The sequence below is a fragment of the Mesorhizobium sp. M0898 genome (assembly GCF_040319695.1).
Lineage (GTDB): Bacteria > Pseudomonadota > Alphaproteobacteria > Rhizobiales > Rhizobiaceae > Mesorhizobium.
On sequence record NZ_JAMYOE010000026.1, the window covers coordinates 63,358 to 79,314 of the forward strand.

14 protein-coding genes are annotated in these 15,957 nt (G+C 64.1%); 6 read left to right on the forward strand and 8 right to left on the reverse strand.

Going from position 1 to position 15,957, the window contains the following annotated elements; all coding sequences use genetic code 11:
- Nucleotides 1–31: 31 nt before the first annotated feature.
- Both pdxH and NKH90_RS23375 read left to right on the forward strand, forming a co-directional pair.
- Entirely contained in the window at nt 32–649 is a 618-nt protein-coding gene (gene pdxH, locus NKH90_RS23370) for a pyridoxamine 5'-phosphate oxidase (protein ID WP_292663882.1), read from the forward strand.
- A gap of 217 nt (nt 650–866) precedes the next feature.
- Nucleotides 867–1,142: a hypothetical protein gene (locus NKH90_RS23375; RefSeq protein WP_023674100.1), complete on the forward strand. Its 276-nt coding sequence runs from the start codon at nt 867–869 to the stop codon at nt 1,140–1,142.
- A 72-nt stretch (nt 1,143–1,214) separates the two neighbouring features.
- Here the strand turns inward: NKH90_RS23375 and NKH90_RS23380 are convergent, their stop codons facing one another.
- Together NKH90_RS23380 and NKH90_RS23385 are read right to left on the reverse strand one after the other, a co-directional pair.
- Nucleotides 1,215–1,967, reverse strand: coding sequence for a crotonase/enoyl-CoA hydratase family protein (locus NKH90_RS23380; protein ID WP_352821179.1), 753 nt, complete (start codon nt 1,965–1,967; stop codon nt 1,215–1,217).
- A gap of 53 nt (nt 1,968–2,020) precedes the next feature.
- The gene (locus tag NKH90_RS23385) at nt 2,021–3,784 is read right to left on the reverse strand and encodes an acyl-CoA dehydrogenase family protein (protein WP_352821181.1); all 1,764 of its coding nucleotides are present in this window, start codon (nt 3,782–3,784) and stop codon (nt 2,021–2,023) included.
- A gap of 569 nt (nt 3,785–4,353) precedes the next feature.
- Here NKH90_RS23385 and NKH90_RS23395 point away from each other — a divergent pair.
- Complete coding sequence (locus NKH90_RS23395; RefSeq protein ID WP_502898867.1) at nt 4,354–5,511, forward strand: glycoside hydrolase family 25 protein; 1,158 nt, start codon at nt 4,354–4,356, stop codon at nt 5,509–5,511.
- 21 nt (nt 5,512–5,532) lie between these two features.
- Here NKH90_RS23395 and purD read toward each other — a convergent pair whose 3' ends face one another.
- Nucleotides 5,533–6,810 carry a phosphoribosylamine--glycine ligase gene (gene purD / locus NKH90_RS23400; RefSeq protein ID WP_352821183.1) on the reverse strand — a complete coding sequence of 426 codons (1,278 nt, stop codon included), beginning with the start codon at nt 6,808–6,810 and terminating at the stop codon, nt 5,533–5,535.
- Between the two features lie 156 nt (nt 6,811–6,966).
- Between purD and ubiA the strand changes: the two genes are divergently transcribed.
- A complete protein-coding gene (ubiA, locus tag NKH90_RS23405) occupies nt 6,967–7,950 on the forward strand; it encodes a 4-hydroxybenzoate octaprenyltransferase (RefSeq protein WP_352821227.1) in 984 nt (327 codons plus the stop codon).
- On the opposite strand, the gene NKH90_RS23410 is transcribed toward ubiA, so the two are convergent.
- From NKH90_RS23410 to NKH90_RS23420, 3 genes are all read right to left on the reverse strand, one after another.
- Nucleotides 7,951–8,517 (reverse strand): DUF6101 family protein, encoded by a 567-nt coding sequence (locus NKH90_RS23410; RefSeq protein WP_352821186.1) that lies wholly within the window; start codon nt 8,515–8,517, stop codon nt 7,951–7,953. It lies immediately after the preceding gene.
- A 186-nt stretch (nt 8,518–8,703) separates the two neighbouring features.
- The gene (locus NKH90_RS23415) at nt 8,704–10,134 is read right to left on the reverse strand and encodes an FAD-binding oxidoreductase (RefSeq protein ID WP_352821189.1); all 1,431 of its coding nucleotides are present in this window, start codon (nt 10,132–10,134) and stop codon (nt 8,704–8,706) included.
- 18 nt (nt 10,135–10,152) lie between these two features.
- Nucleotides 10,153–11,133, reverse strand: a complete 981-nt coding sequence (locus NKH90_RS23420) for an L-threonylcarbamoyladenylate synthase (RefSeq protein WP_352821191.1) — start codon at nt 11,131–11,133, stop codon at nt 10,153–10,155.
- A 159-nt stretch (nt 11,134–11,292) separates the two neighbouring features.
- Here NKH90_RS23420 and NKH90_RS23425 point away from each other — a divergent pair, with 159 nt between their 5' ends.
- Nucleotides 11,293–11,724, forward strand: coding sequence for a hypothetical protein (locus NKH90_RS23425; RefSeq protein ID WP_352821194.1), 432 nt, complete (start codon nt 11,293–11,295; stop codon nt 11,722–11,724).
- A gap of 28 nt (nt 11,725–11,752) precedes the next feature.
- Here NKH90_RS23425 and glyS read toward each other — a convergent pair whose 3' ends face one another.
- Nucleotides 11,753–14,455, reverse strand: coding sequence for a glycine--tRNA ligase subunit beta (glyS, locus tag NKH90_RS23430; RefSeq protein ID WP_352821196.1), 2,703 nt, complete (start codon nt 14,453–14,455; stop codon nt 11,753–11,755).
- A 262-nt stretch (nt 14,456–14,717) separates the two neighbouring features.
- Between glyS and NKH90_RS23435 the strand changes: the two genes are divergently transcribed.
- Nucleotides 14,718–14,891 carry a hypothetical protein gene (locus NKH90_RS23435; protein ID WP_352470684.1) on the forward strand — a complete coding sequence of 58 codons (174 nt, stop codon included), beginning with the start codon at nt 14,718–14,720 and terminating at the stop codon, nt 14,889–14,891.
- Here the strand turns inward: NKH90_RS23435 and NKH90_RS23440 are convergent.
- Nucleotides 14,888–15,955, reverse strand: a complete 1,068-nt coding sequence (locus tag NKH90_RS23440) for a glycine--tRNA ligase subunit alpha (RefSeq protein ID WP_352821199.1) — start codon at nt 15,953–15,955, stop codon at nt 14,888–14,890. The genes NKH90_RS23435 and NKH90_RS23440 overlap by 4 nt on opposite strands.
- Between the last annotated feature and the right edge of the window lie 2 nt (nt 15,956–15,957).

A 15,957-nucleotide genomic window follows, 5' to 3' on the forward strand; every position in this document is an offset into this window, starting at 1 on the left:
CTCCCCAGCCGGCGACAAATTTGGGAAAACTATGAGCGAAACCGGGTTAACAAGCGGTGACTTTACCGAGGCGGCGGAGCCGTTCCGGCTTTTTGCGGCGTGGCTCGACGACGCTACGAAGAGCGAGATCAACGACCCCAACAGCGTCGCACTGGCGACGGTCGATGCCGAGGGCATGCCGAATGTGCGAATGGTGCTGCTCAAGGGGTTCGATGAGGGTGGTTTTGTCTTCTACACGAATTTCGAGAGCGCCAAGGGCCGTGAGATTCTTGGCAGCATGAAAGCGGCGATGTGCTTCCACTGGAAATCGCTGCGCCGGCAGGTGCGAGCGCGCGGCCCGGTGGAGATCGTCACCGACGCCGAAGCCGACGCCTATTACGCGACGCGTCCGCGCGGCAGCCGCATCGGCGCCTGGGCCTCCAAACAGTCGCGGCCGCTGGAGAGCCGCTTCGCGCTGGAAAAGGCGGTCGCCGAATACACGGCGCGCCATGCGATCGGCGACATCCCGCGGCCAAAACACTGGTCAGGTTTCCGCATCGTGCCGCAGACCATCGAGTTCTGGCACGACCGTCCGTTCCGGCTGCACGACCGTGTGGTGTTTTCGCGCAATGCCGAGGGCGGCTGGGACAAGGTGAGGCTTTATCCGTAGGGCACGACGGTGGAGCGCCGGCGCCCATTTTTTCAGCCCTTCTTCCTGGTCATGAAGGCGGCCAAGGCCGGGCCGCTTCTGGCGGATTTCCAATTCCCACGATCACGATCTCGTGTGCGTGAAACGTTCCAGCTTGCCGGAACGAACCAGGAAAGGGCTCAACGCGCCGCTGGCGCAAATTCAGGAGGAAGCAATGCATTCACTCAGGTTGGTCACGATGGCCGGTCTTGCCTGCCTTTTCGCTTCGCAAGCCTTTGCGGAGGACGCGATGGGGACAATGACGGTGATGAAGGGTGGGGAGGTTATGGCGATCATGCCCGATGGGCATATGGGCACCATGATGCCCGACGCGAAGATGAGCGCCGAAATGATGAAAATGGCGAAACCGATCAAGCATTGCATGATGTTGATGACCGACGCCAAAGGCAAGACGTTCATGATCGACACGTCTTCGGCAAAGGCCCAGGCCGAATGTAAAAAAATGGCGATGTGACAAAGAGATCATGGCAAGAAAACCCGCCGGTTGCTGCCGGCGGGTCCACGATGCGAGACAAGGCCAGAAGGTCTAGGCCTTCTTCCTGGTCATGAAGGCCGTCAAGGCTGCGCGGGCCTCGTCGGATTTGAGCCGCTCGCGGAAATGCTGGCTTTCCTGGCCGATGCGCTCGACAAGGGCGTCGCGCGAGCCGCGCATCAGGTCGCGCGCGATCTTCAGCGCTTGCGGCGGTTTGGCAGCGATCTGGCCCGCCGCCGCCAATACCGATGCTTCGAGTGCCTCCTCCTCGACCACCTCATAGATCAGCCCGGCGGCTTTCGCGCGCTCGGCCGAAAAGCCCTCGCCGAGGCCAAGCAGCGCGAAGGCGCCTTGGCGGCCGAGGATCTGCGGCGCGAGCAGGCTCGATCCTGCCTCCGGCACAAGGCCGAGATCGACGAAGGGCGTTCGGAATAGTGTGCGCCGCGTGGCGAACGTCAGGTCGCAATGCAGGTTGAGCGTGGTGCCGATACCGACGGCAATGCCGTCGACGCCGGAAACCATCGGCTTTTCCACCTTGGCCAGCGCCATCAGGAAATCCCAGACCTCGGAACCGCCTTCGCCGCCCGAGGCGACGACCATGAAATCGGCAAGGTCGTTGCCGGACGAGAAGGCACCGGGGACGCCGAGAAAGACATGGACGCGGATCGCCGGATCGGCGTCGCCGCCGGCAAGAGCCGCCGACATCGTCGCGTACATGGCGCGGGTCAGGGCGTTCTTCTTGTCCGGACGATTCATGCGGATGATCTGGATGGCGCCCTGGCGCTCGACGAGGATGTGCTCTGTCACGGATTGGTCCTTTGTGAATTTCGGGCCTTTGTGAATTTCGGCGCGTGCGAACGTCAGGCTGAAATCAGCGCCTTGCCGGCAACGGCAAGGCTGTCGGCGCCGCCGACGACGCGCTCTTTGAGCGCGGCCAGTTCGCCAAGCAGGTTCTCGGCGAAGAACCGGCAAAGCGCGATGCGGTTTTGGTCGGCAAGCGCGCCGCGCGCCAGATAGGCCCCGCCCGCGGCAAGCGAGATCAGCCTGAGATAGGGTGTGGCGCCGGCCAGCGCCTCGTCCGATCGGCCTTCGGCTTGCAGGTCTTGCAGGAAACGGGTTGCCTGGGAGAGCTCGTCGAGCGCCTGGTCGAGGCGATCGGCGGTGCGGCCGAAGCCTTCAAGGTTCGACGCTCGCACCGCATCGGCGACGGCCTTGAGTTCGGCGATGTAGCCATGCACATGCCGGCCGCCGCCGAGCGGCAGCTTGCGTGTCACCAGATCGATCGCCTGGATGCCATTGGTGCCTTCGTAAATGGGCGCGATGCGCGCGTCGCGATAAAGTGCTGCGGCCCCTGTCTCCTCGATGAACCCCATGCCGCCATGCACCTGCAGCCCAAGCGAGGCGACCTCGACGCCGACGTCGGTCGAAAAGGCCTTGGCCAGCGGCGTCAACAGATTGGCGCGCTCCTGCCAGTGCTTTGCATCTTCGCTCTGCGACGCAAGATCGATGGCGTGGGCGCAGGAATAGCAGATGGCACGGGCAATCTGGGTCAGCGCCTTCATGGTCAGAAGAGTGCGCTGGATGTCGGGGTGATGCACGATCGGCGCCATGCCGGCACCGCCATAGCTTGCCGCCTTGCCTTGGCGGCGATCATTTGCATAGGCGAGCGCCTTCTGCGTCGCCGCCTCGGCGACCGCGACGCCCTGAATGCCGACGGCAAGGCGCGCATTGTTCATCATGGTGAACATGCAGGCGAGGCCCTTGTTCTCCCCGCCGACCAGCCAGCCGATCGCGCCGGGCGCGGTGCCTTCGAAGCCATCACCATAAATCATCGTGCAGGTCGGCGAAGCGTGGATGCCCAGTTTGTGCTCCAGCCCGGAGCAGAAGACGTCGTTGCGTGCGCCCAGCGCGCCATCGTCGCCGACCAGGAATTTCGGCACCAGGAACAACGACAGGCCGCGCGTGCCGGCCGGCGCGTCCGGCAGCCGCGCCAGCACCAGATGGATGATATTGTGGGTGAAATCGTGCTCGCCATAGGTGATGAATATCTTTTGCCCGAAGATGCGGTAGGTGCCGTCGCCGGCCGGCTCGGCGCGGGTTCGCAAGGCATTCAGGTCCGAGCCTGCCTGTGGCTCGGTCAGGTTCATGGTGCCCATCCATTCGCCGGAGACCAGCTTTTCCAGGTATCTGGCCCTGAGCGCCTGCGAGCCGTGCTTGTCGAGTGCTTCGACCGCGCCCATGGTCAGCGTCGGGGCGATGCCGAACGCCATCGAGGCGGAGTTCCACATTTCGAGCGCGGCGACGCCGAGCATGGCCGGCAGCGCCTGGCCGCCATACGCTTCCGGCGCGGACAGCGCATTCCAGCCGCCGCCGATCCAGCGGCGATAAAGTTCCTTCCAGCCGGGCGGGGTAGTGACGGCAGCGCCGTTGAGCACCGCGCCGTGCTGGTCGCCGACCGTGTAGAGCGGCGCCACCTCCTCGCTGGCGAAGCGGCCGGCCTCGGCCAGAATGGCGTCGACGAGGTCCTCACCGAGATCGGCAAAAGTGCCGGCATCGAGCGCCGGCTTCAAGCCGGCGACATGCTTCAGGGTGAAGGCGATTTCCTCGACCGGTGCCCGATACATGGCGCTCGCTCCTCCTCAGCCCGGCCCTCCCCAGTCTGGCCCTCCCCAGTCTGGCAGGTCTACTTAAGACCTGTGCCGATGCAAAATCATCTGCTTTCGGAGTTCCCTGTCCATCTTCTTTTTACGTAAACGTCAAACTTTGTCACGCGGATTTTGCAATTGCCACGACGCAGGCTAAATTCGGCAAGAGAGAGCAGAACACCGAAATAGGATTGCCTCGTGCTCGCACGACCTCACACCTATCGCTGTAGCGAATGCGCCTGCTCTGGCGGACGGGCGGTTTTGCTATCATGAAGGTAAGGTCGAGAACGGTGCAGCCTATTGGTCGGATCGCGGCATATTGTGCTCACCACCATGTTCGCTGACCCCTCATCGCAAACGCGAGGCCGTGGGAACGCTGTTGCAAGTGCCGGCGCTCGACCCGTTTCATAACCCCTCTCGCCAGTGACAACCATCAAGACCATCGACGGAGAAGCTGACCGAGCCGTGGCATGCGCGGGCCGCGATCGAAAGCATTTCCTTAACCAGGGCGGTTCAGGATTTGGCTTTGGCCAGCAAGGATCTGCTGTTTGAAAACGCCGGCGCGCCCCCTTGTCCGCTCAGCGCTTCTCGTTGTCGCGGCCGCGATGACCCTGGCACTGACGCCGGCAAAGGCCTCGGATTTCTCCGAACCTTGGAAGGATGCCGACCGGGCGCTGGTCGTCGACGCCTACGAATACAATTCCATCGACTGGACCCGGCTAGCCGCCGACAAGCGTCTTGTCGGCTTCATCAACAAGGCATCCGACGGAATGCCGCCACCCTATTTCTGTTTCGGCGACGAGACCGAGACGCGGCTGTGCAAGACGCTCTGGAAACGCCATGCGATGGCACAGGAACTGTTCCAGACGCGCAAGGTGGTGGCCAAGGCGCTGGGCCTGAAATGGGGTGCCTATCATCTCGCCCGCCCCGGCAACCCCGTGGGACAGGCCAATAATTTCATCAATTTCGTGAAACCCGGGCCGGATGACCTGCTTGCCCTCGACATCGAGGACGATGATCCCACCCAATGGATGTCGCTCGATGATGCCGAGGAATTCGTGCGCCATGTGCATCGTCGGGTTGGCCGCTTTCCAGTGCTCTACACCAACGGCACGACAGCCCGGCATATCGCCGACAACAAGTATAAATACCCGCTCCTGTCCCGGCTGCCGCTGTGGTATGCGCGCTACAAGCCAGACATCGGCGTGCATTTTCCGATGGGCAACTGGCAGGGTTATGCGCTCTGGCAGTTTTCGGCGCGAGCAAATTGCGGCCGGTTCCGCTGCCCTTACAGGGTCGTGGGCACACCCAACGATATCGACGTCAGCGTCGCGCCGATGAACGCCACGGAATTGCGCGCGCAGTGGCCGTTCGGCGGCCTGATTGACGTGCAGCCGGATTATCTCGCCTCGATACCGGTGCCGCTCTCACGCGAAGCCGGGCTCGCCGGCGGTACCATCACTTACGCAAGCGTGACGCCAGCAAGCTTCGAGGAGATAGTCGCGGTATTCAGGGCGCGCCTGGCCAGGTTCAGCAGCGGCTTTCAAATGCCTGCGGCGAAGGCGGCGCCGGGCCTTCTGCGCGGGATTGCCGAATATGTCGCCTGGACGCGAAACGAAAAGCGTGCGGCATCGGTGCCAGGATTTGTCTCCACCGCCGATGCGGTCAGCAGCGTCTCGACCGAATTCGACCACGGCTTGCGCTGAGGCCGAAGGCAGCCCGAAGCATCAGTTCGCCTGCTCGCGCGCCACCGCCAGCCAGCCAATGTCGCGGCGGCAAAAGCCTTGCGGCCAGTCGATCCGGTCGAGCGCGGCGTAAGCCTTCTTCTGCGCCTCGCCGACGGTGCGGCCGGTCGCCGTGATGTTGAGCACGCGACCGCCATTGGCGACGAGTGCGCCGCCGTTGATGGCGGTGCCGGCATGAAATATCTCGACGCCCTCACCCGCCGCCGCCTCGACGCCGCGGATGACCGAGCCCCTTTCCGGCGTGCCGGGATAACCCCTGGCTGCCATCACCACGGTGAGCGCCGCCTCGTCGCGCCAGCGCACCGAGGTGTGCGCCAGCTGGCCGTCGGCGGCTGCGTTGAGCAGGACGAGCAGATCGTCCTTCAGCCGCATCATCAGCACCTGGCATTCCGGGTCGCCGAAACGGGTGTTGTATTCGATCAGCTTCGGCCCCTTGTCAGTAATCATCAGCCCGGCAAACAGCACGCCGGAAAACGGAGCGCCTGTTTCAGCCATGCCGCGCATGGTCGGCTCGACGATCTCGCGCATGGTTCGGTCGATCATTTCCGGCGTCATCACCGGCGCCGGCGAATAGGCGCCCATGCCGCCGGTGTTCGGGCCGGTGTCGCCGTCACCGAGGCGCTTGTGGTCCTGCGCGGTGCCGAAGGGCAGCGCGGTGGTGCCGTCGCACAGGCAGAAGAAACTTGCTTCTTCGCCGACGAGAAACTCCTCGACCACCACTTCCGCGCCGGCCTGGCCGAAGGAGCCGTCAAAACAGGCGTCGAGCGCGGCCAGCGCCTCGTCAAGCGTCATGGCGACGGTGACGCCCTTGCCGGCAGCGAGGCCGTCGGCCTTGATGACGATCGGCGCACCCGTCTTCTCGACATAGGTCCTGGCCGAAGCCAGATCGTCGAAGCGGCCATAGGCGGCGGTCGGGATGCCGTATCTGGCGCAGAGGTCCTTGGTGAAACCTTTCGAGCCTTCCAGCCGTGCCGCTGCCTTTGACGGTCCGAAGACACGGATGCCCTCGGCGCGCAGGTCGTCGGCAATGCCGGCGACCAGCGGCCCTTCCGGCCCGACCACGACTAGGCCTATTTCATTCTCGAGGCAAAACCGGGCAACCGCCGTGTGATCCGCAATATCGAGCCTCACCAGCTCGGCTTCGCGGCCGATGCCCGGATTGCCGGGCACCGCGTAGAGTTTGGTCAGCAGCGGCGACGCCGCGATCTTCCAGGCAAGCGCATGCTCTCGTCCGCCGGAGCCGATCAGCAAAACACGCATGCCCAGATTCCTTGCCATTTCACGACCAGGACTGCGCTATTGCGCCGCGCGCGACGGGTCAAGACATTTGGCTGCCGAAGCGCCGATTGCGCGTGGCCAGCGTGCGGGGGCTGCTTGACGCTTGACGGCATTCGCCTCTGCTGCCACTCCAGCAAAATGGAAACCGTCCAGTCGAAAGCGGCCCAGGGCCGCGTCGCAGATGCGCCGAGCGGCCACTGGGTCTATCGCGTGCTGCCGCGGCGGTTGTGGCCCTATGCGCAGCTTGCCCGGTGGGACCGGCCGATCGGCTGGCAATTGCTGCTGTGGCCATGCTGGTGGTCGGCTGCGCTTGCCGCGAGCGCCTATCCGCGTCCGACGGACCCGCTTTTCTCTCTGCTGCCGTCGCCGTGGTATCTGCTGCTGTTTTTTCTTGGCGCGTTCGCCATGCGCGGCGCCGGCTGCACCTACAATGATTTGGTCGACGAGGACATCGACAACCAGGTGGAACGCACGCGCTCGCGGCCGCTGCCGGCCGGCAAGGTCACGCGCCGGCAGGCCTGGATGTTTGTTGTCGTGCAGGCACTGGTCGGCCTTGCCGTGCTTTTGCAGTTCAACAGCTTCGCCATCTTGCTCGGCATCGGCTCGCTGGTCATCGTCGCCGTCTACCCGTTCATGAAGCGGTACACCAATTGGCCGCAACTCGTTCTCGGCCTTGCCTTTTCCTGGGGAGCGCTGATGGGATGGGCGGTCGAGTTCGGCGATCTCGATGGGCCGGCAATCATGCTCTATATCGGCTCGATCCTGTGGGTGATCGGCTATGACACGATCTATGCGCATCAGGACAAGGAAGACGACGCCATCGTCGGCGTGCGCTCGACGGCGCGCCTGTTCGGCGACAATACCAAGGTCTGGCTGGCCGGGCTTTATGGCGGAGCGCTGGTCTGCTTCGCCATCGCCTTTGCCTCGGCACAGGCACCGGTGCCTGCACTTGCCGGGCTGATCGCCGCCGGCGCGAATCTGGCGCGGCAGATCGGCGTGCTCGACATCGACGATCCGGACCAGTGCCTGAGGCTGTTCAGATCGAACAACCAGGTCGGCTGGCTGATCTTCCTCGGCCTGATCGGCGGCGCGGTCTGGGTGGCGCTGAAGCCGCTGGTTTAGCTATTCCCGCGAAATAAGCTCTTCGCCGCCGATGACCAGCCTGAGGCCGAGGTCGCCGGCGCGGCGGCGGGCGAGGAAGCGCGGGCGGCGCATGGTCGAGACGCGACCCTTGCGGCGGTCCTGCGCCGGCAGCGCCTTGATGGCGGCGCCGAGCGATTCTTCCAGCGTGCGGGCGATGCCGTCGGCCTCGATCAGCAGCATCGGCAGGCGGTAGGCGTCGGCCCAGGCGCGCCAGTCGGCGGCGACGTCGTCGAGATCGTCGGCGACCAGCAGCGGCACCGACAGCATCGGGTCATTGTGCAGAAGCTCAAGCGTCACTGTGACATTGCCATCCGGATCCTCCATTGCGCGGGCGGCGACGCCGCGAAACGCGTTGGCGGGCAGAGTGATGATCGCCGGCACGCCGCTCATCTCCAGCGTGCGGCGGATAACCGCGCCGCGCTGGTCGATGGTGAAGGTAACGTCGCCATAGTCGTCGCGGGTGGCGTAGCTCACCACCTGCGGCAGGCGGAATGGGTCGAGGCGCATATTGCGCCCGGCCCAGACTGGCTTCAGTCCAGTGTTCATATCGTGCCTTTCCTGTTTCTCCTGAGAGCCGGTGTTTCCGGTTCTCCGGGCCGGTTTTCCCAGCCTCGTTTGTGGAGAAACATTAGCGCGGGCTTCTTATCCTCGCGCTTAAGAAAGTCGGTTAAATTTTGCTGATCCGGGGCGGATGGTTATCGGAATGCCAACCGGCGCAGGCCGGCGAAAGGATCAGATAACCTTACCCGGATTCATGATGCCGGCCGGATCGAAGGCGGCCTTCACCCTGCGCATCAGCTCGATCGCCATCGGCGGCGCCGTCGCGATCAATTCGTCCCGCTTCAACTGGCCGATGCCGTGCTCGGCCGAGATCGAGCCATGAAACGCGCGCACGACGTCGTGCACGGCCTTGTTCATGACGTGGTAAAGGCCGAGAAACGCCTCGTCATCGCCGTCGGCCGGCCGGGAGATGTTATAGTGCAGGTTCCCGTCGCCCATGTGGCCGAAGCAGACGACGCGCGCGCCGGGACTGACCGATTGCACGGCGCCGGCGGCCTTTTCAATGAAGGGCGGGATTGACGCCACCGGCACCGAGATGTCGTGCTTGATCGAGGCACCTTCCGGTTTCTGCGCCTCGGGCAGCACCTCGCGGAAATTCCAGAACGCATCGCCCTGGGCCATGCTTGCCGCGATCACCGCATCGCCGACGATCGCTTGCTCGAGGCCTGCCTCCAGCACCTCCTCGATCAGCGCCCTCGCATCGTCGGCCGAACGGCCCGACGAGATCTGCATCAGCACATACCACGGCCAATCGCCGGCAAGCGGCCGCACCACGCCTTGTGCGTGGGCAAGCGTGAAGTCGTAAGGCCTCTGGCCGATCAGCTCGAAGGCGGTGAGCGCTGCCCCTGCACGGTCCATCGCCAGGCTGAACAGCGACAATGCCGCCTCCGGCGATGACAGGCCGGCAAACGCCACCTCGCGCCCCTTGGGCTTGGGGAATAGCTTGAGCACGGCGGCGGTAATGATGCCGAGCGTACCCTCGGCGCCGACGAACAGGTTCTTCAGATCGTAGCCGGTATTGTCTTTTTTCAGCTTGCGCAGATCGTCGAACACTTCACCGGTCGGCAGCACCACTTCGACGCCGAGGCACAGCTCGCGCGCATTGCCGTAGGCAAGCACGCCGGTGCCGCCGGCGTTGGACGAGAGATTGCCGCCGATCTGGCAGGAGCCTTGCGCGGCAAGCGACAGCGGAAACAGCCGGTCGGCGGCATCGGCCGCTTCCTGCAGCGTCTGCAGGATGACGCCGGTTTCGACCGTCACCGTGTTGGACAGCGTATCGATCTCGCGGATGCGGTTCAGCCGCGACAGCGACAGCACGATCTCGCGGCCGGATGCGTCCGGCACCTGGGCGCCGACCAGGCCGGTGTTGCCGCTTTGCGGCACGATGGGCGTGCCGGTTTCGGTTGCCAGCCGCAGGATGCGGCTGACCTCCTCGACGCTCCCCGGCCTCAGCACCAAAGCCGTCCTGCCGTGCCAAAGTCCGCGCCGCTCGGTGAGGTACGGTGCGATGTCCCGCTGATCGCGCAGCGCATATTTGTCGCCGACGATTGCCGCAAAGCGCGCGACGACGGCGGGGTCGAGATCGGGGGAAATGTCGTTCATGGGTGGAAACTATGGTGCTCAATCCATCTTGTCACGCGGGGCGATCTTGTCACGCGGGGCGGCGGCGCGCGAAAGCCGGTCATTGATCGCCTCGCCCAGCCCGTCGAACGGGATCGGCTCGACGGCGATGGTTTTGGCGCGACTGCTATCGAGATCCTGCAGATGGGCGAAGAGATTGCTTGCCGCCTCGCGCAGGTCGCCGGTCTCCGACAAGTTGCGCAGGGCGGCTGCATCGCGCCAGCCTTCGGCACGGCGGCGGCCGAAGGCCAGCAAGGCTTCGCCCGGTGCGACCTCCGCAGCATTGAGCCGCACTGCCGCACCTGGCGCATAGTGCGAGGCGAGCATGCCGGGCGCCTCGATGCCCGAAGCGCCGCGCAGCAACTTTGTCCCGGCCACTGCTTCGATCTCTTCGGCGGCAATGCCGCCCGGCCGCAGCAGCCGCAGCTTTCCAGCTTCGACCTTGACGATGGTCGATTCCAGCCCGACCGGCGTCGCGCCGCCGTCGACCACAAGCTTGATCCGGGGACCGAGATCGGCGGCCACGGCTTCGGCCGTCGTGGCGCTGATCCTGCCCGAGGAATTGGCGCTTGGCGCCGCCAGCGCGCGGCCGAACCTGGCAATCAGCTCGCCGCCAAAGCCTTTCGGCATGCGCAGCGCGATCGTTTCCAGGCCGGCGGTGACCAGCGGATGAATGCCGTTGCCGGGCCGTTGCGGCAGCACCAACGTCAGCGGCCCCGGCCAGAATGCCTGCGCCAATCTTTCCGACAGCGGGTCGAACAGCGCGATGCGCTCGGCCATCGCCGGATCGGCTATATGGGCGATCAGCGGGTTGAAGCGAGGTCGGCCCTTGGCTTCGAAGATACGAGCCACGGCAACGCCATTGGTCGCGTCGCCGGCCAGCCCATAAACGGTCTCGGTCGGGATGGCGACGACATCGCCGCTCTCGAGCAGCGCCAACGCCCTTTCCATCGCCTCGCCGACGGCACGAATTTCAGCCACTGTCGTCACCTCACGGATGCGGGTGCCTAATACGCTGACGCCGGGCGAGCAAGCCCAGGCATTGGCGAATCGCAAATCGCTAAAATGCTATGTTTCCCCGCAAGCCGGCATCAACTGCCCTTGGCTAGGGTGCCGTCTTGTTGGGCAAGGGGAATTATCATGCTTTCGATGCGTATCCTTGGAGCGCTTGGTTTGGCGTTTATGGCCGGCACGGCACAGGCCTCGTCGCTGGTTTTTCTCGGGCAAACGACGGCGACGCCTTCGGTGGTAAGTGCCGGCGCGCTCGAGCGGGTGAAAACACCGTCGATCGTCGCGCTCGGCGAGAAGTTGCCTGACGTCAATGAAAACGTCACCGATGAAAAGGTCGCGGCAATCCCGAGCCAGCCGAACCATGGCTTCGACGGAACCCCGATGATCATCCGCGGCGGTATTGTCGGCGATGCCTTTGCAACGCCAGCGCCCAAAGCCGCGCCGGCCACCGCTGCCGCGCCCGCCGCGGACAGCAAGGCCGACCCAAAGGTCGCCAGCAAAACCCCTGAACCAGCTGCGCAGCAGCCTGCGCCGCTAGCAGCTCCCGACCAGCCGAAATAGCGCCACAAGCGATGATTTTTCCCGGACGTCAGCCGGCTATCTTGGAGAAATCCGCGACCCGGTCGGTCGCCGCGCGGATGCGGGCGAGCAATGCCAGGCGATTGGCACGCACGGCCTGGTCCTCATCGTTTACCAGGACTTTCTCAAAGAATGAATCAACCGGCTCGCGCAACACGCTAAGCGCCAGCATGGCGGCGGAAAAGTCTTCGTTTTGAATTGCTTCGCCGGCTTGCTTCTCGGCCTGATTGACCGCGGCGTACAAGGTTTTTTCGGCGCCCTCCCGGAACAGCGCCGGCTCAACACGGTCGGCGATCGTCGTGTTCTTCTTCTCCTCGGCAGCCACGATGTTGGCAGCGCGCTTGGTGCCGGCAAGCAGGTTCCTGCCGTCCTCGCTGTCGAGGAAGGAGCCAAGCGCTTCGACGCGGCGGACGATTTGCAGGAGGTCGTCGTTGGACGATTGGCCGATCTCCCCCCCAGAGGGGGAGATGCCCGGCAGGGCAGAGGGGGGCGCGACAGAATGAGACGCTGGCGGGACAGCGCCCCCCTCTGTCGGCTGCGCCGACATCTCCCCCTCCAGGGGGGAGATCGGGCGCGAACCTGCCGCCAGAACCGCGTCGATCAGATCATGCCGCGCGCCCTGATCGCGGAGATAGACCTTCAGGCGGTCGTGGAAGAAGGCGAGGAGGTCAGCACCAACAGAATCAATGGAAGGGAGTTCTCCGAGCGTAGACTTTCGGTCCAAGCCTCCTGAAAAGATAACAACGCTTCGGACATCCTGATCGCGCTGGTCATGGCTAACTTTGGTAATCGGATAAGAGCGATCCAAGGGGCGGAGCGGATATCGCTCCCACATACGATCGGCAAACTGGAACGTTATCGTAGCAAAGGCATAGCGCCCGTCTTCGGGTAATAGTTCGCGATAATAAATTAGAACACCGTCCTTCTGGAACGCCAAAAGCGTCAACCGATACGCACTTTCGATGACGTTCAAAAGCCCGAGCGTCACCTCATTCTCTAGGATCAATCTCACAACGCCCAATGCGGCTCTCCGCAGCGCATAGGGATCTTTCGATCCGGTCGGCTTTTCATCAATGGCCCAAAACCCGACCAGCGTGTCGAGCTTGTCGGCAAGCGCCACGGCCACCGAAACCGGATCAGTTGGCACGCGATCGGACGGTCCCTGCGGCTTGTAGTGTTCCTCGATCGCCGCGGCAACGGAAGGATGCTCGCCCTGCAGCAGTGCGTATTTGCGGCCCATGGCGCCTTGCAGTTCCGGGAACTCGCCAACCACTTCGGTGGTGAGGTCGGCCTTGGCGAGCGCGGCGGCGCGGCGCGCCAGCGCGGTAATCTCCCCCCTCGAGGGGGAGATGTCGCCGAAGGCGACAGAGGGGGTCGGCTCGCGTGGAGCGCCAACTTCCTCTTGCTTCGAAAGGCCAGATCGCGTCGCGCCAGCCGAGGCGACCCCCTCTGGCCTGCCGGCCATCTCCCCCTCAAGGGGGGAGATCGACTGCGCCACGATTGGTGCCAGTTCTTCGGCCAACCTGGCAATCCGCTCCACCCGCTCGCCTTGTGTGCCGAGCTTGGCATGAAACGTTACACCGAGATGGTCGAGGCGGGCCATGCGCTGGTCGAGCGGCTTTTTGAGATCAAGCCCGAACTTTTCCGCCGATGCCTGCAGCTGGTCGAGATCCGGCAGGTCGCCCTGGTCGGTCTTCCAGAAATAGAGCGCGTCGGACAGGCGCGCGCGCACCACCTTGCCATTGCCATGGGCGATCTCCTTGCCGCCATCCTTGGCCTCGATATTGGCGGTCAGGATAAAGCGGTTGGAAAGCTCTTCGCCCGCGTCGTGTGGCCGCGTCACGAAACACTTCTGGTTGGCGCGGATGGTGAGCCTGATCACCTCGGCCGGAATGGCCAAGAAATCCTGCTCGAATTCGCCCATCAGCACGACAGGCCATTCGACCAGGCCCGACACTTCCTCCAGCAGCCCCTCGTCTTCGACGAGGTCGAGCCCGCTGGCGAAGGCGAGGTTCCTGGCATCGGCAAGGATGATCTCTTTGCGCCTGTCGGCATCGAGCACGACCTTGGCCGCCTTAAGCCTGGCGACATAATCGTCGAAGCGGCGCACCGTGATGGCGCCAGGCGCATGGAAACGGTGGCCGTAAGTGATATTGCCTGAGCGGATGCCGTCGATCTCGAAATCGACGACCACCGGCTCCTCGGTTTCGGGGCCGAAGGTGCACAGGATCGATTGCAGCGGCCGCACCCAGCGCAGCGAGCCGGGCTTGGCCGAAGCCGGCCCCCAGCGCATCGATTTCGGCCAGGGGAAGTTGCGGATGATGCCCGGCACCAGCTCGGCGATGATCTGCTCCGCCGGCCTGCCCGGCCTGGAAATATGGGCGACGTAGAAGTCGCCCTTCTTCGGATCGGAATGAACATGCGCCTCGGCAATCGAGGCAAGGCCAGCCTTGCGCAGAAAACCCTGCACCGCCGGCTCGGGCGCCTTGGTCGAGGGCCCCTTGATCTCCTCGCTGATGTCCTTCGAGCGGGCGGTCAGGCCGCGAATGTCGAGCGTCAGCCGGCGCGGCGTCCAATATTCGCGCGCCGCCTCATAGGTCAGCCCGGCCTCGACCAGCCCGTCGGTCAAAAGCTTCCTGAGATCGCCGGCAGCCTTGCGCTGCATGCGGGCGGGAATCTCTTCCGAACGGAGTTCTAAAAGCAGGTCGGGCATCGAAGGAACTCATGGACAACAATAGCCGCCGCTTCGCGGCGACCTCCCCCATCGAGGGGGAGGTAAGCGGGGGCATAGCAACTCGGCTGGCCGCTGTCACCCTTCCCCGCTCGATCGGGACATCTAACGGCGATTTCCGAAAAAATTCAGCCGCCTGTCGGACACGCGCCGGTCCGCCCGTCCTTGGATCAAAGATTTCCCTGAACCGAACGCAGCGCTGAAGCGACCAACGCTCAGGCAGAGAGCTATTGGCTGACCGACCATGAGAACGGCATCGACATTCCTGCAGATCCTCACGCTCAGCGCCTGTTTTACAGCGCAGGTGCACGGCACGTTCTCGATGCCCGGCGTCAGGCAAGCGCTGCGGACAATAGCCGGTGCAAGCGGCCAAGGCACGTTGCCAATCAGCACTCCTGCCGAATTCGCCTGGAGCTAAGCCGCCAAGCCGCCCGCCTGCGTCAGCAGAAACGCCTCGCCGCAGGCTTTGGCCAGATTGCGCACCCGCAAAATATAACTCTGGCGCTCGGTGACCGAAATGACGCCGCGGGCATCGAGCAGGTTGAAGATGTGGCTGGCCTTGATGCACTGGTCGTAGGCGGGGAATACAAGGCGGTGGTATCCCTCCCCCTTGAGCGGAAGGTGGCCAGACAAGGTCTGGCCGGGAGGGGTCGCCCGTGCGGTGCTCGACGTTTTACTTGTGGTGCCTTCTGAGGTGACCCCCTCTGCCCGCTTCGCGGGCATCTCCCCCTCAAGGGGGGAGACAGGCGCGCCGGCTTCGAGCAGCGCCTTGCACTCGGCTTCGGCGTCCTCGAAATGCCTGAGCAGCATTGCGGTGTTGGCGAATTCGAAATTGTGGCGCGAATATTCCTGCTCGGCCTGCAGGAAGACGTCGCCATAGGTCACCTTGTCGGCGCCTTCGCGGCCGTTGAAGTTGAGGTCGTAGACATTGTCGACGCCCTGCACATACATGGCCAGCCGTTCCAGCCCGTAAGTGAGCTCGCCCGCCACCGGTGCGCATTCGATGCCGCAGACCTGCTGGAAATAGGTGAACTGCGACACCTCCATGCCGTCGCACCAGCACTCCCAGCCGAGCCCCCAGGCGCCCAGCGTCGGGCTTTCCCAGTCGTCCTCGACGAAGCGGATGTCATGCAGCAGCGGATCGATGCCGATCGCGGCCAGCGAGCCGAGGTAAAGCTCCTGCAGATTGGGCGGATTGGGCTTCAGGATCACCTGGTATTGGTAATAGTGCTGCAGCCGGTTCGGGTTCTCGCCATAGCGGCCGTCCTTGGGGCGGCGCGAGGGCTGGACATAGGCGGCATTCCAGCGTTTTGGACCGAGCGCGCGCAACGTCGTTGCCGGATGGAATGTGCCGGCGCCGACTTCCATGTCGTAAGGCTGGAGGACGACGCAGCCATAGTCCGCCCAGTAATTATGCAACGTCAGGATCAGCCCCTGGAACGAGCGGCTGGGGTGCATGTGGGCAGGGATATCAACGGTCACGG